We start from the raw sequence: 18,614 nt of genomic DNA, 5'->3' as shown, positions 1-18,614 counted from the left end.
CCATGGGTTGCAACACTTTATGTAAAGACATAATGTTCGCAGCTTAAGTGACGTTGAAGGCATCCTGCAAATGCAATCCAGTCTGACCGAATGTGAAGTCGCCCAACTGCGCGCATCGGCCTCCAAGGCCTGTGCGCTGCTCAAGGCCCTGGCCAATGAGGATCGCCTGTTGATCCTGTGCCAGCTGACCCAGGGCGAACGCAACGTAGGCGAACTGGAAAAAATGACCGGCGTACGCCAACCGACCCTGTCCCAGCAATTGGGGATCCTGCGCGATGAAGGACTGGTCGCGACCCGTCGTGAAGGCAAGTACATTTTTTACGGTCTCGCCAGCCACGAAGTGATCCAGGTGATGAAAACCCTCTCCGGGCTTTATTGTGGGGCGGTGTTTAAAAGCTGGGTTCAGCCCTGATGCCAGCCAACTCAACATAACCCTGTGGGAGCGGGCTTGCTCGCGAAGGCGGTGTGTCAGCCAACGTTTATGTCTACTGACACAATGCTTTCGCGAGCAAGTCGAATCGTCGCACCGCCGCTCCCACATTGGTTTTGTGTATTGACTAGAAAAATCCTTGCGTGCAGCAAAAGGAACAAGCAATGAACGATCAACACTGGGGCCCATCCATCAGTGCAGATATCGTGGTCATCGGCGGCGGCACCGCAGGCATCGGCCTGGTCGCCAGCCTGCTCAAGCGTAGCCCGCAGCTGAACATCACCGTGATCGAACCCGACTCCCGGCACTACTATCAACCGGCCTGGACGCTGGTCGGCGGCGGTGCCTACAACGTGGAAAACACCGTGCGGCCGATGGCGTCGGTGATGCCACGCGGGGCCCATTGGCTGCAGGCTGCCGTGACGGGCATCGATCCCGACAAGTGCCAACTCACCCTCGGTGACGGGCGCACGGTCAGCTATCAAAACCTGGTGGTCTGCCCCGGCCTGCGCCTGGCCTGGGAGAAAATCGAAGGCCTGGAGGACACCCTCGGCCAGCATGGTGTGACCTCCAATTACAGCTATCGCCACGCGACCTACACCTGGGACCAGGTGCGGAAATTGCGCGGCGGCAAGGTACTGTTCACCCAGCCGGGCATGCCGATCAAGTGTGCCGGCGCGCCACAAAAGGCGCTGTACCTGTCCTGCGATCACTGGAACAAGACCGGTGTGCTGAACAACATCGAGGTCGAGTTCAATCTTGCCGGCGCGGCGCTGTTCGGAGTGCCGACCTTTGTCCCGCCGCTGATGAAATACATCGAGAAGTACAAAGCCCGGTTGGCGTTCAACTCGAATCTGGTCAAGGTCGACGGCCCGGCGAAAACCGCGTGGTTCGACGTCAGGGATGCCGATGGCAGTGTCACCCGCCAGGCAAAGACCTTTGACCTGCTGCATGTCGTTCCGCCTCAGGTGGCCCCGGATTTTGTCGCCCGCAGCCCGTTGGCCGACGCCGCCGGCTGGTGTGAGGTCGATCCCCACAGCCTGCAGCATCCGTGTTACCCCGGCGTCTTCGCCCTGGGTGATATCTGCGGCACCACCAATGCAAAAACCGCCGCGGCGGCGCGCAAGCAGATCGTGGTGGTGGCCGAAAACCTGTTGGCCTGGCGCAAGCAACAGCCGCTGCCGCTGAAGTACGACGGCTATGGCTCCTGTCCGCTGACGGTGGAGAAGGGCAAGGTGATCCTTGCCGAGTTCGGGTACGCGGGCAAGTTGCTGCCGACCTTTCCCCTTGACCCGACGATACCGCGCTGCTCGGCGTGGTGGCTGAAGGCGACACTGCTGCCGTGGTTCTACTGGAACGGCATGCTCAAGGGCCGCGAGTGGCTGACACGTGTGTCCAAGGTGGACTGAGAACTCCCTATGTTGCTGGCAAGTCTGTTTGGTGTAGTGATGGGGTTGGTGCTCGGCTTGACTGGCGCCGGCGGCGGTATCCTTGCGGTCCCGGCCCTGGTGTTGGGACTGGGCTGGAGCATGACCCAGGCCGCTCCGGTGGCGTTGTTTGCGGTGGGCAGTGCGGCAGCGGTCGGCGCCATCGACGGCTTGCGCCATGGCCTGGTGCGTTATCGCGCGGCGCTGCTGATCGCCGCGCTCGGTGCGGTGTTTTCGCCGGTGGGCATCTACTTTGCCCATCAGTTGCCGGAAAAAATCCTGATGATCCTGTTCAGCCTGCTGATGGTCGTGGTGGCCGGGCGGATGTTGCGCCGCGAGCGCAAGGACGAGGGCCCCAGCGATCACGGTCAGGCCAACTGGGGCCAGAAGAACTGCATGCTCGATCAACAGACCGGGCGCTTTTCCTGGACCGCCAAATGCACCGCGACCCTCGCCGCGCTCGGGGCTGTGACCGGTGTGGTCTCGGGATTGCTGGGGGTGGGCGGCGGCTTTCTGATCGTCCCGGCGTTCAAGCAACTGACTGATGTGCAGATGCGCGGGATCGTTGCCACGTCGCTGATGGTGATCAGCCTGATTTCGGCGATCGGCGTGATCGGCGCCTTCCATGCCGGGGTGCGCATCGATGGTTTGGGCATCGCCTTCATCGTCTCCAGCATCGTTGGCATGATCATCGGCCGCAAGCTCTGCGCCCGGGTGCCGGCGCGGGCGTTGCAAGTCGGTTTCGCCAGCATCTGCGTCGTGGTCGCCGCCTACATGCTGTTTCGGGCCAACGCCTAGCCGGTACCGGTTCCTGTGGACGCCACCGGGGTCCACAGGCCTACATCCTAAGTGGCGAGCCTCGCCGACCGGCGGTCTTACGCCATGGTGCTCACGCACCGCCGGCCCATCCAAAGCAGCTGCAAACCAGCCCCAAGGCAGCGTATGGCGCCGCTCGTCAGGTTTCGATAATCGCCTCCGACACTCAGTCCCCGTTTCGGAGCGCGCCATGCACAACAATAAGAACGTCACGCATCGTTTTCTGCCTGCCTTCATCGCCAGCCTGTCTGCCCTTGGCCTGAGCCAGGTGGCCGAGGCGGATATCATGCTGTACGACAAGGACCAGACCACGTTCTCCACCGACGGCTACATCAACGCCTTCTACGTGAACAGCGATGTCGACCGCGCCGGCGATCAGTTCGACCGTCGACAGGCGCGGGTCAAGATGGGCTTTTTGCCCAACTACCTGGGGTTCAACATGGGCAAGCAGGTAGACGACCTCAAGCTCGGTGCCCGTGCCTCGTTCTGGGTCACCATCAACGACAGCGAAACCAACGGCACCGACACCGCCATCGATGTGCGGCAGTTCTTCGGCACCGTGGCCAACCCGGAATGGGGCGAAGTGCTGATCGGCAAGGACTTCGGCCTGTTCGCCCGTTCCAACATCCTGCTCGACGAAATGCTTGCCGGTTATGGTCAGGTCAGCGATACGTTGGGGCTGGTGGATGGCGGCGGGGTGTCGTTCGGCAACATCGGCACCGGTTACCCGTATCCGTTCCCGACCTCGCAGATCACCTATCGCACCCCGGTAATGGACGGTCTGCGCGTGGCGGTCGGCATCATGGACCCGGTGGACACCAACGACAGCAGCCCGACGGGCAAGGCCTACCAGGAAAACCCGCGTACCGAGAGTGAAGTCACCTATCAGTTCGACCTGGCCGGTGCCAAAATCTACAGCTGGGTCAACGGCAGCTACCAGACCTCGGACAACACCGATTCCACGGTCGATACCGTCACCTCCAAGGGTGTCGGTTATGGCGTGCAGGCGAAGATGGGCGGCTTGTCCCTCACCGGGTCCGGTTTCCAGGCCAAGGGCATCAACCCGTTTTTCACCAACAATGCCGGCGAGCCGACCCTGCGCAACGTCGACAGCGACGGCTACCTGATGCAGGGCTCCTACAAACTGGGCAAGAACCGCCTGGCCTTGTCCTACGGCAAGACCAATGACGATGGCAACGGCGTGGTCGGCAGCGGCGCGGACTACGAGACCCGCGGCATCGCGTTGTTCCATGACGTGAACGACAACCTCAAGCTGGTGGCCGAGTACAACCAGTTCGAAATCAACGGCCACGACACCGACGAGCAGAACGAAGACACCGACACCTTTGCCGTGGGTGCGGTGCTGACCTGGTAACCCCGGGAGGTGGCCCTGGCCGTGCGCATCGCGGCGAGGGTCGCCAACCGTCTCATCCCATCGAAGCGGCTACCCGCTACCCAAGTAGCATTCGTCGCACCCCACGGACTTCGTACACTCGTGCCTCATACACACGCACCTGCGGGAGGTAAGGATGCAGCAGAGCGAAGGCGTCATCAGTGCAATGTCCCAGGCCGCCGATGCCCGGCAGGTGGCGCAGGAACTGGCACGACAGTTGTTGCATCCGCACCTGGGGTTCGTGCTGTTCTTCTGTTCCGCCGAGTACGACTTGCAGGCGCTGGGCCAGGCCTTGCAGCAAAGCTTCGGCGGTATTCGCCTGGTGGGCTGCACCAGCGCCGGGGAAATCACCCCCCTGGGCTACGGGCGCAATTGCGTGACGGCGGTGGGTTTCGATCACCGGCACTTTTCCATTGCGATCGAGCTGATCGACCAGATGGAGCACTTCAGCCTGATCGACGCCCAGCAAATGGTCGAGCGCCTGGTCAGTGGTTGTCGCAGCAACACCCTGGCGCCGATCAAGGGCAACAGCTTTGCCCTGACCCTGCTCGATGGCCTGTCCAGCCGCGAGGAAATGGTCCTGGCGGCCTTGAGCGCGGCACTGGGCGACATTCCGCATTTCGGAGGTTCGGCCGGCGACGACAACTACCTGACCCATACCCATGTGTACTTCGATGGCGAATTCCACAGCGGCGCGGCCGTGGTGGTGCTGGTCAATACCTGGCTGGATTTCGAAGTGTTCACCACCCACCACGTGCTGCCCCGCGCCGAGAAGCTGGTGGTCACCGGGGCCGACAGCGCCTTGCGCCGGGTCTTCGAACTCAATGCCGAGCCGGCTGCCGAGGAGTACGCCCGGCACATCGGCGTGCCGGTGGCGCAGCTCGATCACCGGGTTTTCGCCGCGCACCCGTTGGCGGTGCGGATCAACCAGCAGTACTACGTGCGGGCCATCCAGCAGGTGCATCCGGACCTGAGCCTGAGTTTCTACTGCGCCGTGGAAAACGGCATCGTCCTCACCGCCATGACCCCGGGGCCGATGCTGCCGAACCTGCAGAGCCTGTTCGAGGGGTTGCAGGAGCGTCTGGGCGATTTGCTGCTGACCATCGGTTGCGACTGTTTCCTGCGGCGTCTGGAACTCGAAGACGACGGCAGTCTTGATCAGATCGGCGCGTTTTTGCGTGAGCAACGGGTGATGGGTTTCAACACCTACGGAGAACAGTTCAATGGCATGCACATCAACCAGACCTTCACCGGCGTTGCCATTGCCCGCGGCCGTGCCCCGGGACATCGCTGAGCTGCAGGCCGAACTGGCCAGGCTGCGCCTGGAAAACCATAAACTGCAGCGCATCAATGGCGCGCTGATCGAACGGGTCGAGTCCGGGGGGACTCGCGGCAACGATCCGTACGCGGCATTCCAGCATTCGGTGGTGCTGGCCGAGCAAGTGCGCGAACGCACCGATGCCCTGAACCAGGCCATGGCTGAACTCAAGGCCGGTAATCATCTGCTCAGCGAAGCCCGCCTGCGCGCGGAAACCGCGCATCAACACCTGATCGATGCCATCGAAAGCATTTCCGACGCCTTCGTGTTGTTCGACGCCGACCAGCGCATCGTGCTGTTCAACAGTCGCTTCAAGGCGTTCTGGAGCAACAGCCGGGTGCGGATCAATGCCGGCATGCGCCTGACCGAGGTCAAGCGGCTGATGATGAACAACGCCCTGTTCACCGAAGAGCCTCGCGGGCACGCCGACGAAAACCTGCTTTACCGTCTGCAGAACGGGCGTTGGCTGCAAGTCAGCGAGCGGCCGACCCAGGAAGGGGGGCGGGTGATTCTGTTCACCGACATTACCGACGTCAAACTCAGCGAAACCATGCGCCGCGAGCAGGCGGTGGCGCAGAAGTCGCACCTGTTGCAACGGGCGGTCGACAACCTGTCCCAAGGGGTGGCGATGGTCAGCGCCGAGGGCATCCTGGAATTGTGGAACCGGCGCTTCCTGGAATTGAGCGGCCTGGCGCCGGTGGCGGCCCATCGCCCTTTTGCCGAAGTGATCGCCGACAGCGAGTTGAACCTGCTGACCCCTGCCAGTCGCGACGGCAACGGGCGACCGGTCCGCGAATGCGAGCAGCGCCTGTACGATGGCCGGGTCCTGGAAATCCGCACCCATCCGTTGCCCACCGGCGGTTTCGTCAATACCTTCACCGACATCACCGAACGCTACCAGCACGCCGAAGCGCTGAGTGAAAGCGAACACTGGATCCGCCTGATCACCGATCACGTACCGGCATTGATTGCCTACCTCAACGCCGACCTGGTCTACGAGTTCACCAACAAGGTCTACGAGGAGTGGTACTGCTGGCCCCGCGGCGTGATGCTCGGCCAGAGCCTGCGTGAAGTGCACAGCGAACAGCATTACCAGCGCCTGGAGTCCTATGTGGCCAGGGCACTGGCCGGCGAGAGCGTGACCTTCGAGTTCGCCGAAACCAACGTCAACAACCAGGAGCGCTACATGCTGCGCTCCTATGTGCCCAACCGTCTGGCCAGTGGCGAGGTGGTGGGGATTTTCGTGCTGATCCGCGACATCACCGAACGCCGCCGCACCGCCGAGGCGCTGCATCAGGCGTATCAGAACCTTGAGCTGCGGGTACGCGAGCGCACGGCGGAGTTGACCACCCTCAACGACCAGTTGCTGCGCGAGATCGATGAGCGGCGCCTGGTCGAGTCACGCTTGCGCGAAGCCAAGCAGGAAGCCGAGCAAGCCAACCTGTCGAAAACCAAGTTCCTCGCCGCCGTCAGCCACGACCTGCTGCAACCGCTGAATGCGGCGCGATTGTTCACCAGTGCCTTGCTGGAACGCCGAGAGCCGATGTCCAGCGAGATTCTGGTACGCAACGTGAGTAATTCCCTGGAAGACGTGGAGAACCTGCTCGGCACCCTGGTGGATATTTCCAAGCTCGATGCAGGGGTGATCAAGGCCGACATCGCGCCGTTTGCCCTCAGTGAACTGCTGGACAACCTGGCCGCCGAATACACCCAGGTGGCGCGCAGTGAAGGCCTGCAACTGCACTTCATCGGCTGTTCGGCGCTGGTGCGCAGCGACATCCAGTTGCTGGCGCGGATTCTGCGCAACCTGCTGAGCAACGCGATTCGCTATACCTACAGTGGTCGCGTGGTGCTCGGTTGCCGGCGGCATCATCAGTGCCTGACGATCGAAGTCTGGGACAGCGGCATGGGCATTGCCGAGCATCGCCTGGAGGAGATTTTCCAGGAATTCAAGCGCGGCGATGTGCAGCGACCGGATCAGGATCGCGGACTGGGCCTGGGCCTGGCGATCGTCGAGAAAATTGCCGGCATCCTCGGGCATCCCATTCATGTGCGCTCGTGGCCGGGCCGGGGTTCGATGTTCTCGGTCGAAGTACCCTTGAGCGCCACCGCGCCGACACCGCCGCCGACGCTGCAGATGAGCGAGCCGATGCTTGAGCGCCTGCGGGGTGCCAGGATATGGGTGCTGGACAATGACGCGACCATCTGTGCCGGCATGCGCACCTTGCTGGAGGGGTGGGGGTGTCGGGTGGTGACGGCGCTGTCGGAGGAGGACCTGGCACGGCAAGTGGACAACTACCGCGCCGAGGCCGACCTGCTGATCGCCGACTATCACCTGGATAACGATCAGAACGGTGTCGATGCAGTGGCCCGGATCAATGCCCGTCGTGCCTCACCGATCCCGGCGATGATGATCACGGCCAACTACAGCAATGAGCTCAAGCAGCAGATCCGCGAACTGGGCCACACCCTGATGCACAAGCCGGTGCGGCCGATGAAACTGAAGACGGCGATGAGTCATTTGCTCGGCAGGCCTTGATTTTCTGGGTGTCGGTGCTGGCCTCTTCGCGAGCAAGCCCGCTCCCACATTTGATCTTCATCAAACACAGATTTTGTGTACGACGCAGGTCCAGTGTGGGAGCGGGCTTGCTCGCGAAGGGGGCGCCGCGGCCTGGCTGACTCAACGCCGCAGATAAGACCCGAAATCAATATCCCCGGCACTCAGGATCGCCTGCACCCGGTTGTGCACGTTGAGCTTGCGCAGGATTGCCGAGACGTGGGCCTTGACCGTGGTCTCGGCGATTTCCAGGGTGTAGGCGATCTGCTTGTTCGATTCGCCCTTGGTCATGCGCTCCAGCACTTGCAGTTGCTTGCGGGTCAGGGCCTGGAGCAGTTCGGGCGGGAAGCTCGGGGTGTCGTTCATCCGCCGGTGGGTGCTGCTTTTGGCGGTGCGGATGATGTCCGGGGGCAGGTAGACATTGCCATTGAGAATCTGCTGGATCGCATCGGTCATCTGGGCGCGGGGTGACGATTTGGTGATGAAACCCACCGCGCCGTAGGTGATGGCTTGCAGCACGATCTGTTTGTCCTGCTCGGCGGAAACAATCACCACCGGAATGGTCGGCGCTTCGTTGCGCAGGTTGATCAGGCCATTGAGCCCGTGCATGCCGGGCATGTTCAGGTCGAGCAGGATCAGGTCCAGGTCGTCGTGTTCCTGGGTCAGGGCCAGGGCGCTGTCCAGGTCGGCGGTTTCCATCACTTCGCTGCCGGCAAAACCGTCGCTGATGACGTTGTGAATGGCTTCACGAAACAGCGGGTGATCGTCGGCAATCAGGATTTTGTACATGGCCTTTCACCTCATTATTTTGATTATGGTGTGGCAACAACACGCACGCGTAAAGCTCAGGGAAAGGGTTCGGGCCGGGCAGGCGAAACCGGCAGGTTGGCCGCTTGCCAGGCGTCCAGGCCATCGCGATACCAATACAGAGTCTTATAGCCCATGGTGGCTGCGCGCTTGACCGCATTCCAGCTCAACCAGCAGTCGGAGCGGCAATAGAAGACCAGCGGTTGGGTCGGGTCGCCGGCGGTCAGCTTTTGCAGGTTGCCGGCGAAGTAGTCCTGCCATTGCGGCGTCAGGTCGCCATCCCCGGTATTGGCCAGCCAATGGCTGCCGGGCAGGTTTTCATGGGGCTGGTCTTCGATGAATTGCCCTTGCAGCCACTGACGGCGGTAGACGTCGATCAGCAGTGGGCGTGGGGTTTGGCCGAGCAGGGTTTGCAGGGTGAGGGTATCGACGATGGTTGCGCCTTGCAGTTGGTCGGGCGTCGGGCTGCGGTACAGGCCGATGCGATAACCCTCGGCGGAGAACAGCGCTGTGTCGGCCTGCGCGGTGCTCAGCAGCAGGCCCAGCGACAGGGCGGCGAGAGCGGGGCGCAACAGGCAACGTCGGGCACGTGGCATGGGTTCGGTCCTTATAGTTATGGACCTATTACATGCCAGTCGGGGGGGCGTTGGGAATGCGACGATAGACAGGTAAACCAGTACTAAAGTAGTAATTCTCCCTGTTCAATGAAGATCCCCCACCGGGGATTGTGGTGTTAGCTGGCTTTGCGCAAGGCAGCATGCTGCGGGTTGAAGGTCAGCACGGCGAGCAGGGCGAACAGCAGCGTCAGGCCCACGCACACCGCCAGCGCCAGCGGATTGAAGCGTTCATACAGGGCAAAACGCACCAGTTCCACCGCATGGGTAAAGGGATTCACCGCGCACAGCCAATACAGCCACTCGCTGGCCTCGCGCATCTTCCACAGCGGATACAGCGCCGATGACAGGAAAAACAGCGGGAAGATCACGAAATTCATCACCCCGGCAAAGTTCTCCAGCTGGCGGATCGCATTCGACAGCAACAGGCCCAAGGCGCTGAGCATCAACGCCACCAGCAGCAGGGCCGGCAACGCCAGCAACAGGCCCATGGCCGGTGGCTGCACGCCGTAGACCCAGGCAATCGCCAGGAACGCATACACCTGCAACAGCGAAATCAGCGAGGTGGCCAACAGTTTGCTGCACAGCAGAAAGGTGCGGGGCAGGGGGCTGGTCAGCAGCACGCGCATGCTGCCCATCTCGCGGTCGTAGACCATCGACAGTGATCCCTGCATGCCGTTGAACAGCAGGATCATGCAGGCCAGGCCGGGAATAATGTAGACCTCGTACGGGATGTAGGTGTCGTAGGGCTCGATGATCGCGATCCCCAGCGCTGCGCGAAAACCGGCGGCGAACACCAGCAGCCACAGCAGCGGCCGCACCAGGGCGCTGAGAAACCGCGTGCGTTGCAGCACAAAGCGCAGCCACTCGCGCAGCACGATGCCGCTAAAGCATTGCCAGTAAGCGTTCATTGGGCAACTCCCGATGTTGTCAGGCGGGTGAAGGCCGAACCGAGGTCACCGCCGTGTTCCAGGCTCAGGGCATCGGCCTGCCCACTGGCCACCAGCCGGCCTTGATGCAGGATCAGCAAGTCATCCCTGGGCTGCACTTCGTCGAGCAGGTGGGTGGTCCAGAGCACGCTGATGCGCTCCTCGCGACACAGGCCGCGGATGTGCTGGTTGAGTGCCAGGCGACTCGCCGGGTCGAGGCCGACACTGGCTTCATCGAGCAGCAACAGGCGCGGTTCGTGCAACAGGGCACGGGCAATTTCCACCCGGCGACGATGGCCGCCATTGAGTTCGCGCACCCGTTCGCGACGGCGATCGGTCAGGGTCTGACGGGCCAGTTCGGCGTCGACCCGAAGGTCGGTCTGGCGCCGGGACAGGCCATGCAATGCGGCGTGATAACGCAGGTTTTGCTCGACGCTGAGGTCCAGGTCCAGGGTGCTTTGCTGGAACACTACACCCAATTGCTTGAGTGCCGGGCGTGCCGCGCTGCGCAATGAATTGCCACCGACGCGGATCTCGCCGTGCTGCAGATCATAGAGCCGGGTGAGCAGGGCAATCAGGGTCGACTTGCCCGCGCCATTGGGACCCAACAGCGCGGCGAAACGCCCGGGTTCCAGGCTGAAACTCACCTTGCGCAAGGCCTCTCGGGCGCCGTAGGCGAAACTCAGGTCGCTGACTTCAAGGGCGTTCATGGCGTCACCACTACGCCCCAAGGGTAGCGTCCGACTTTCACCGATTTGCTGACCTTGAGGCTGTCGACATCGATCACCGAGACATCGCCGCTGACGCCGTTGGTGGCCAGCAGTTGCTTCTGATCCGGGGTGAATGCCATCTGCCAGACTCGTCGACCCACCAGCAGGTAATCGAGAATCTCGAAGGTCTTGGCATCGATCACCGCCACATGATTGGCCGGGCCCAGTGCGACGAAGCCGTACTTGCCATCGGCGCTGAGCTTGATGCCGACCGGCTGGACCTTGTCCGGGTGCACGCCCTTGATCTGGAAGTTCAGGGTCTTGAGCACGGTGCGGCTGGCCACATCGAGAATGGTCACGGTGCCGCCGATTTCCGCCGAGGCCCAGAGCTGGGCGCCATCGGGGGAGAACTCGACGAAGCGCGGGCGCTGGTCGACCAGGGTGCTGTCGGCCAGGGTCTGGGTGCTGGTGTCGATCCAGTGCAGCATGTTGGTGGTTTCGCTGGTGTTGACCGCCCACTTGCCGTCAGGGCTGACGGCCATGCCTTCGGGTTCGACACCGACGTTGATCTGGCCGAGCACCTTGGACGTCTCGGTGTCGATCACCGTGACCAGCGCATCGTCCTCGTTGGAGACGTACAACCAGCGATTATTCGGATGCAGGGCGAATTGCTCGGGGTCTTTGCCCGAGGGCAGTTCCTTGATGATCTTGCGCGTGGCCACGTCCATCACCTGGACCCGGTCCGAGTCGCTGGCGCAGATGTACAGCAGTTTGTTGTCATGGGACAGCAGCAGGCCGCGGGGGCGCTGGCCGACGGGCAGGGTGTCGGTGACTTGCAGGGTCTGCAGGTCGATCAGGCTCAGGCTGTTGTCCTTTTCGTTGGAGACCCAGGCAGTGCTGGCAACGGCATGGCCAGCGGCGAGCAGCATGATGCAAGAGAGCAGGGTGCGGCGCATGGCGGATTCCTTGTTGTTGTGATTATCGGATCAGGGAAAACGGCAGCTGACCTCGGGTTTGTCGTAGCCCAGGCTGTCCATCTCGTTGAAGGGGTGCAGAAAGCCGTCCTGGGGTGAGGTGCTGACCAGCGCCCGTGGCTGGACGATGGGAATCGGCTGGCGCAACTGGCCGTTCCACGGCCGATAGCTGAGCTTGCGGCCCTTGAAGCCGTCGAGGGGCAACTGGTCGCTGATTTCCAGCGTACGGATCGCCCTCGGCTCGGCCTGGCGCAGTTTGCTCACGGCGCTGGCGATACTGCGCACGGCCATCCATGCCGCGAAATCACGGTCATTCATCCAGCGCCCGGTCAGGGCTTCGAAGCGTTTTTGCAGCTGCGCGGCGCCGTAGGTTTCCACGGTCTTGTGCCAGCCCACCGGGGTCAGGCCCTGGGTGCCGGCGACCGGGCGCGGGTACCAGGTCTGGTAGGGCACGTATTCTCCGAAGTCGCCGCGTTCATCGGCCACCAGTACCACGTCGTACTCGGCGGTCTGGGTGAACAGCGGCATGTCCGCCTGGGCGCTGCGGCGTTGGTCGTTATCGAAGCTCCAGGGTTTTTCCGCCACCAGTTGCAAGCCAAAGCGCTTGGCCCCGCGGCGCAGGGCGGCGGCATAGGCTTGATCGTCGGGCGTCGGGCCGACGATCAGCAGCGCCCGCTGCCATTTGCGCAGCACCAGAAACTGCGCCAGCGCATCGGCGAGCATCGCCCGGCTCGGCAAGGTATGCAGCACGTTCGCCAGGCAATCGGTGGTGCGCAGGCTGTCATCGGGGCTACCGGCGTTGAACAGCAGACTGTCGGGCAGTGCTGCACTCAATTGGCGCAGGCTGGTCGCGGGGGCATTGACTACAAACAGGCGCAGGCCTTGTTCATGCTGCGCCTTTGCCGCTTCGAGCAAGGCCTCGGGGCTGTCGACATTGGCGCTGACCAGGCTGTAGCCGTGGTTGAGAAAACGCCCGGTGCTGTTGCTGTCGGTGATCGCCAGTTCGGCGCCGCGCAGCCCGGCATCGGTGGGCTCGGGGATGACGCTGGACAGCAGCGGGCCGGGGTCGGGGCGATAACCCAGGTAGCCGATCCGCACCTGCAAGGGCGCTTCGCTGGCCTGGCTCTGGGTGGCCAGGCCGGCGGCGCAGGCAATCGCCAGCAGGTAGATCAGGGCGTAAGGGATGAGCGGGCGCATAGGGCACTCCATTACAGGTAGCGCCAGCTTAGGTAGCCCGTGAAGCTGAGGAAATATGCAGAAAGTACCGGTGGTGTCCATCCAGCGCCTTACTACCAAGGGACTAGGTGGCGACCACCAAAGCAGCATGGGGTGAGTGCGATACCGTTTCTAAGATGGCTGCCATAGCCTCTGCCAAGAGGTTTTGCGTGCAATCCAGAGGGCATAACAATGACAACAAGACGCAACGCCTTGCTCGTGACCGGGCTATTGGCCAGTTTGATCAGTGCAGGTTCCGTCTGGGCCCACGGCAACGTGGTGCCACAGGCCGTGGCCACCCCGGGGCTGACCCCGATCAAGGACGCCGGTGTGCAACTCGATGCCGATGGCTGGGCCGCGGTGAACCCGTATCGCACCGCCCCGGAACATGACAAAGCAGTGGAAATCGGTGCTTCTGCGTACACCCAGAACTGCGCGGCCTGTCATGGCCTGGAAGCCAAGTCCGGCGGTATCGCCCCCGACTTGCGCATGCTTGATGTCGGTGAGTCGGGCGATGAATGGTTCGCCGAACGGGTGCGCCATGGCGCGGTGCGCGACGGTCGGGTGTACATGCCGAAGATGGCCGACTACCTGAGTCAGGAAGCCCTGTGGGCAGTGCGCACTTATCTGGACACTGTGCACGTCGAGGAGTGACCCATGCGCCTGCTCGCGGTGTTGATCGGCGCTCTGTGGCTGTGCTGCCAGGCGGCGCAGGCGCAGGTTCGCAACTACGACGAAATGATCGCCGCCGGGGAGCTTAAGGTGGCGGTCTACAAGGACTTCGCCCCCTACAGCTTTGAACGCGCCGGAAAGCCCCAGGGTGTCGATGTCGAGCTCGCCGAGGCCCTGGCCAAGGCGCTCGGCGTGCGCCTGACACTGATCTGGGCACCGGCCGGGGAAAAGCTCGACGACGACCTGCGCGATTACATCTGGCGTGCCAGTGCCTTGCACAACCAGCAACTGGCCGACCTGATGATGCGCGTGCCCTACGACCGTGACTACGCGCAGAAGCGCAACGAGTTCGGCGAACTGGTCAACGGCCAAGTGGTGATGTTCGGTCCGTACCAGAACGAACAATGGCAGGTGGCCTATGACCGCCGGCGGCTGGACAAGGTCGCCAGCGTCGCGGTGTTCGAGCATCACCCGATTGGTGTCGAAGTCGACAGCGTGCCGTCGTTCTACCTGACGTCGGTGTTCAACGGCATGCTCGCTGGCAAGACCCATCACTATCCCGGCGTGCCCCAGGCGTTTGCCGGGATGAAGGCCGGCGAGGTCGACGCGGTGATGGCCATGCGCGGCGAAATCGACTGGCAGGTCCATGAAGCGGCCGACCCGCAAGTGGCACTGGCTGAGAACGCCTACCCGAACATGGGCAAGCAACTTTGGGAAATCGGCATGGCGGTGCACGAAAGCAACCGGCAACTGGCCTATGCCGTGGAAGAGGCGCTCGAAGGCCTGATCCGCGAGGGTTCGGTGAAGACCATCTACGGCCATTACGGCCTGCAGTACGACGTGCCCGAGATGTATCAATAAGGAGCAGGCGATGAAATGGCGAGGGAGTTGTCTGTTGGCCTGCTGGTTAAGCCTGGCGGCACAAGCTGGCGCTATCGATCCCGGTAAGGACCCGGTGCCATCGGTGATGTGGAATTTCTATCAGCAGCAGTTCCTCGGTAATGCGCCGTTCGTTTTCGATGAGCGGGTCAAGTTGCTGGCGCCGCCGTTTGCCGAAGATGCCCGGCAGGTGCCGCTGGAAATCGACGCCCGGGCGTTCAAGGGCGAGGTGGTGAAAATCCTCGCCTGGGCAGAGCTGAACCCGTTGCCGAAAATCGTCGACTTCCAGCCGCTTGATTCGGTTTTGCCTTGGCTGTCGTTGCGCATTCGCATCGAACAGGCCACGCCCTTGCGCGCGGCGGTGTTGACCCGCGACGGCGTGTGGCATGTCGGCTCGACCCTGATTGATGCGGCGGGTGGCGGCTGCACCGCGCCGAGCGTGGTGCGCACGCAACCAGGCTGGGAAGAGCACATCGGCGAAGTGTTCGGCGGCCGTTACCCCCGGGGCGAATTCAGCCGTTTGCGGTTGCAGGTGGCCCATCCCATGGACAATGGCATGGTCAGCGGCATTCCGGAGTTCTTCATCAACCATGTCGAGTTGCGCGACCACAACGAGCAGGTGCTGGCCCGGCTGGAGCTGTTTCCCGCAGTCAGCGAAAACCCCAACCTGGCCTTCGACATCGAAGGAGCAGGGCAAACGCGCCTGTTAATACGGGACAACAGTGGCAATGAGTTCAATGCGTCGATCCTCTGACCCCAAGGAGCGTGACCTCAAGGAGCGTGGCATGCGCTGGATCCTGTTGATGGTGCTGAGCGTCAGTCTGCCGGCCCTGGCCGATCTCGAGTACTCACTCAAGCCCCGGCAGATCGCCCGGGACACTTGGCTGCTGGAAGGCAGCACCGATAATTTTGCCAAGGCCAACGGCGGCAACATCGTCAACACCGCGTTCATCGTCACTGACCGCGGTGTGGTGGTGATCGATACCGGTCCGTCGAAGCGCTACGGCGAAGCGATGCGCAAGGCCATTGCCGCCACCACCGACAAGCCAGTGATCGAGGTCTTGCTGACCCATCATCACCCGGACCATGTGCTGGGCAACCAAGCCTTCAGCGACGTGCCGATCGGCGCCTTGGCCGGCACCACCGAGCTGTTGCACCGGCAAGGCGATGCCATGGCCGAGAATATGTACCGGATGGTCGGCGACTGGATGCGTGGCACCGAAGTGGTGATGCCTACCCAGGTGCTGACACCCGGCGTGAAAAGTTTTGGGAATCACGATCTGCGTCTGCTGAGCCTGGGTGGGCATACGGGCGCGGATCTGGCTATTCTCGACCAGCGAACCGGCGTGTTGTTTGCCGGGGACCTGGTGTTTTATCAACGGGCGCTGACCACACCCAACAGTCCAGGGCTGGCAGTGTGGCTGGCGGACATCGCGACCCTGCAAGGCTTGCCCTGGACGCAGGTTGTGCCGGGCCATGGCCCGGTGGCGAGCGACCCACAACCCTTCGAGCAAATGCGCGATTACCTGACCTGGCTCGATCAACTGATGCGCGACGGCGCCGCCAATGGCAGCGACATGGCCGAGATGATCCGCAGCCCCATCCCCGAACGTTTCGCCGGGATCAACCTGAGCCGCTACGAACTGATCCGCAGCGTCAGTCATCTGTACCCGCGCTACGAGCGTGGGCGGATGACGCGGGTGGATTCCAACGCGCAAAAGTGAGCAAACACAGACCCCTGGGGGACTTTCATCGGGCACAAAATCCGCGGCTCATCACCCCCCACCCTGTACCAAGGAACTAGCAATCTCCTCATTGCGGGCAATTGTTGCCAGGGCGGCGGCGCTCAAGAATCTGCACCAGACCGGGAAAATTTTCCGGACATAACAAAAATCCGCAGAGGAAGCCGTCATGACCCAACCCGCACGTCGCCAGCCCTTCGTCTTGAGCCTGCTGCTCAGTGCCATGCTGTTGTCCGGCCAGGCATTGGCCGGGGTTTCCGACCAGGACATTCTCCAGGACCCGAAGAACCCGGAACAAGTCGTGACCAACGGACTCGGCGTTCAAGGGCAGCGCTACAGCCCGCTGGATATTCTCAACGTCGACAACGTCAAGGAGCTGCGCCCGGTGTGGGCGTTTTCCTTCGGCGGTGAAAAACAACGTGGCCAGCAAGCGCAGCCGATGGTCAAGGACGGCGTGATGTACATGACCGGTTCCTATTCCCGGGTGTTCGCCGTGGATGCGCGCACCGGCAAGAAACTCTGGCAATACGATGCACGCCTGCCCGATGACATCCGTCCTTGTTGCGACGTGATCAACCGCGGCGTCGCGCTGTATGGTGACCTGGTGATTTTCGGCACCCTCGACGCCAAGCTCGTGGCGCTGAACAAGGACACCGGCAAGGTGGTGTGGAGCAAGAAAGTCGCCGACCACAAGGAAGGCTACTCGATCAGTGCCGCGCCGCTGGTGATCAACGGCAAGCTGATTACCGGCGTGGCCGGTGGCGAGTTTGGCGTGGTGGGCAAGATCGAGGCCTACGACCCGAAAAACGGTGATCTGCTGTGGACCCGGCCGACGGTCGAAGGCCATATGGGCTACGTCTACAAGGACGGCAAAGCGGTGGAAAACGGCATCTCCGGCGGCGAGGCAGGCAAGACCTGGCCGGGCGATCTCTGGAAAACCGGCGGCGCGGCCCCGTGGCTGGGCGGCTATTACGACCCGGAAACCAACCTGCTGCTGTTCGGTACCGGCAACCCGGCACCGTGGAACTCGCACCTGCGCCCTGGAGACAACCTCTACTCCTCATCGCGCCTGGCGCTCAACCCGGACGATGGCACCATCAAGTGGCACTTCCAGAGCACGCCCCACGACGGTTGGGACTACGACGGCGTGAACGAGCTGGTGTCGTTCAACTACAGCGAAGGCGGCAAGGAGATCAAGGCGGCGGCCACTGCCGACCGTAACGGCTTCTTCTACGTGCTGGATCGTACCAACGGCAAATTCATCCGCGGCTTCCCGTTCGTGGACAAGATCACCTGGGCCACCGGCCTGGATAAGAACGGCCGGCCGATCTACAACGAGGCCAGCCGTCCCGGTGCCCCAGGCTCGGAAGTCAAGGGCAGTTCGGTCTTCGTGGCACCGGCGTTCCTCGGCGCGAAAAACTGGATGCCGATGGCCTACAACCAAGACACCGGGCTGTTCTATGTGCCGTCCAACGAGTGGGGCATGGACATCTGGAACGAAGGCATCGCCTACAAGAAAGGCGCGGCGTTCCTCGGCGCCGGCTTCACCATCAAACCGTTGAACGAAGACTACATCGGCGTGTTGCGGGCCATCGATCCGAAAACCGGCAAGGAAGTCTGGCGCCACAAGAACTACGCGCCGCTGTGGGGCGGGGTGCTGACCACCAAGGGCAATCTGGTGTTTACCGGCACGCCTGAAGGCTTCCTGCAGGCGTTCAACGCCAAGACCGGCGAAAAGGTCTGGGAATTCCAGACCGGTTCCGGCGTGCTCGGCTCGCCCGTGACCTGGGAAATGGACGGCGAACAGTACGTCTCGGTGCTCTCCGGCTGGGGCGGCGCGGTACCGCTGTGGGGCGGTGAAGTGGCCAAGCGGGTGAAGGACTTCAACCAGGGCGGCATGCTCTGGACCTTCAAGTTGCCCAAGGACCTTGTCGCCAAGCATTAACGTCAGGACCACCACATAACCTGTGGGAGCGAGCTTGCTCGCGATAGCGGTCTGACAGTCGACATCAATGGCGAATGTGCTGGCCTCATCGTCGGAACGCCGCCCGGAGCAAGCTCGCTCCCACAGTGTTTTGTGTGAAATCTACGACCAAATAACGAGAGCCCCTCCTGCCAACGATGCATTCGT

General features: G+C 62.4%; 17 protein-coding genes. 11 read left to right on the top strand and 6 right to left on the bottom strand.

Annotated features, from left to right (window positions below):
* The first annotated feature begins 70 nt into the window (after positions 1-70).
* The 6 genes from ACMDB8_RS15110 (at position 71) to nahK (ending at position 7,923) form a co-directional block, all read left to right on the top strand.
* Positions 71-412: an ArsR/SmtB family transcription factor gene (locus ACMDB8_RS15110; protein WP_056727818.1), complete on the top strand. Its 342-nt coding sequence runs from the start codon at positions 71-73 to the stop codon at positions 410-412.
* Positions 413-594: 182 nt separating this feature from the next.
* Positions 595-1,839 (top strand): FAD/NAD(P)-binding oxidoreductase, encoded by a 1,245-nt coding sequence (locus ACMDB8_RS15105; RefSeq protein ID WP_056727816.1) that lies wholly within the window; start codon positions 595-597, stop codon positions 1,837-1,839.
* Between the two features lie 9 nt (positions 1,840-1,848).
* A complete protein-coding gene (locus ACMDB8_RS15100) occupies positions 1,849-2,655 on the top strand; it encodes a sulfite exporter TauE/SafE family protein (protein ID WP_409078764.1) in 807 nt (268 codons plus the stop codon).
* Between the two features lie 208 nt (positions 2,656-2,863).
* Complete coding sequence (locus tag ACMDB8_RS15095) at positions 2,864-4,048, top strand: porin (RefSeq protein WP_223542606.1); 1,185 nt, start codon at positions 2,864-2,866, stop codon at positions 4,046-4,048.
* 154 nt (positions 4,049-4,202) lie between these two features.
* Positions 4,203-5,360, top strand: a complete 1,158-nt coding sequence (nosP, locus tag ACMDB8_RS15090) for a nitric oxide-sensing protein NosP (protein ID WP_223542605.1) — start codon at positions 4,203-4,205, stop codon at positions 5,358-5,360.
* A complete protein-coding gene (nahK, locus tag ACMDB8_RS15085) occupies positions 5,290-7,923 on the top strand; it encodes a hybrid sensor histidine kinase/response regulator NahK/ErcS' (RefSeq protein ID WP_409078765.1) in 2,634 nt (877 codons plus the stop codon). The genes nosP and nahK overlap by 71 nt, the downstream gene beginning before the upstream one ends.
* Positions 7,924-8,064: 141 nt before the next feature.
* Here the strand turns inward: nahK and ACMDB8_RS15080 are convergent, their stop codons facing one another.
* The 6 genes from ACMDB8_RS15080 to ACMDB8_RS15055 form a co-directional block, all read right to left on the bottom strand.
* Positions 8,065-8,730: a response regulator transcription factor gene (locus ACMDB8_RS15080; protein WP_007976602.1), complete on the bottom strand. Its 666-nt coding sequence runs from the start codon at positions 8,728-8,730 to the stop codon at positions 8,065-8,067.
* 56 nt (positions 8,731-8,786) lie between these two features.
* Positions 8,787-9,344: a PQQ-dependent catabolism-associated CXXCW motif protein gene (locus ACMDB8_RS15075; protein WP_056727806.1), complete on the bottom strand. Its 558-nt coding sequence runs from the start codon at positions 9,342-9,344 to the stop codon at positions 8,787-8,789.
* A 137-nt stretch (positions 9,345-9,481) separates the two neighbouring features.
* Entirely contained in the window at positions 9,482-10,273 is a 792-nt protein-coding gene (locus tag ACMDB8_RS15070) for an ABC transporter permease (protein ID WP_056727804.1), read from the bottom strand.
* A complete protein-coding gene (locus ACMDB8_RS15065) occupies positions 10,270-11,001 on the bottom strand; it encodes an ABC transporter ATP-binding protein (RefSeq protein WP_409078766.1) in 732 nt (243 codons plus the stop codon). Before ACMDB8_RS15065 ends, ACMDB8_RS15070 begins: the two co-directional genes overlap by 4 nt.
* Complete coding sequence (locus tag ACMDB8_RS15060; RefSeq protein ID WP_056727801.1) at positions 10,998-11,957, bottom strand: YVTN family beta-propeller repeat protein; 960 nt, start codon at positions 11,955-11,957, stop codon at positions 10,998-11,000. Before ACMDB8_RS15060 ends, ACMDB8_RS15065 begins: the two co-directional genes overlap by 4 nt.
* A 30-nt stretch (positions 11,958-11,987) precedes the next feature.
* Positions 11,988-13,172 (bottom strand): ABC transporter substrate-binding protein, encoded by a 1,185-nt coding sequence (locus ACMDB8_RS15055; RefSeq protein WP_409078767.1) that lies wholly within the window; start codon positions 13,170-13,172, stop codon positions 11,988-11,990.
* A 210-nt stretch (positions 13,173-13,382) separates the two neighbouring features.
* On the opposite strand from ACMDB8_RS15055, the gene pedF reads away from it, so the two are divergent.
* From pedF to ACMDB8_RS15030, 5 genes are all read left to right on the top strand, one after another.
* Positions 13,383-13,844 carry a cytochrome c-550 PedF gene (gene pedF / locus ACMDB8_RS15050; RefSeq protein ID WP_056727798.1) on the top strand — a complete coding sequence of 154 codons (462 nt, stop codon included), beginning with the start codon at positions 13,383-13,385 and terminating at the stop codon, positions 13,842-13,844.
* A 3-nt stretch (positions 13,845-13,847) separates the two neighbouring features.
* On the top strand, positions 13,848-14,723 hold the full coding sequence (locus ACMDB8_RS15045) for a substrate-binding periplasmic protein (protein ID WP_223542602.1): 876 nt from the start codon (positions 13,848-13,850) through the stop codon (positions 14,721-14,723).
* 10 nt (positions 14,724-14,733) lie between these two features.
* Positions 14,734-15,495, top strand: coding sequence for a quinoprotein dehydrogenase-associated SoxYZ-like carrier (locus ACMDB8_RS15040; protein WP_056727794.1), 762 nt, complete (start codon positions 14,734-14,736; stop codon positions 15,493-15,495).
* A gap of 31 nt (positions 15,496-15,526) precedes the next feature.
* On the top strand, positions 15,527-16,465 hold the full coding sequence (locus ACMDB8_RS15035; protein WP_409078799.1) for a quinoprotein relay system zinc metallohydrolase 1: 939 nt from the start codon (positions 15,527-15,529) through the stop codon (positions 16,463-16,465).
* 187 nt (positions 16,466-16,652) lie between these two features.
* Entirely contained in the window at positions 16,653-18,428 is a 1,776-nt protein-coding gene (locus ACMDB8_RS15030; protein ID WP_056727790.1) for a PQQ-dependent methanol/ethanol family dehydrogenase, read from the top strand.
* Positions 18,429-18,614: the final 186 nt, after the last annotated feature.

The organism is Pseudomonas monachiensis (assembly GCF_047345015.1).
GTDB classification, from domain to species: domain Bacteria; phylum Pseudomonadota; class Gammaproteobacteria; order Pseudomonadales; family Pseudomonadaceae; genus Aquipseudomonas; species Aquipseudomonas monachiensis.
This window is presented reverse-complemented; position numbering and strand designations above follow the sequence as displayed.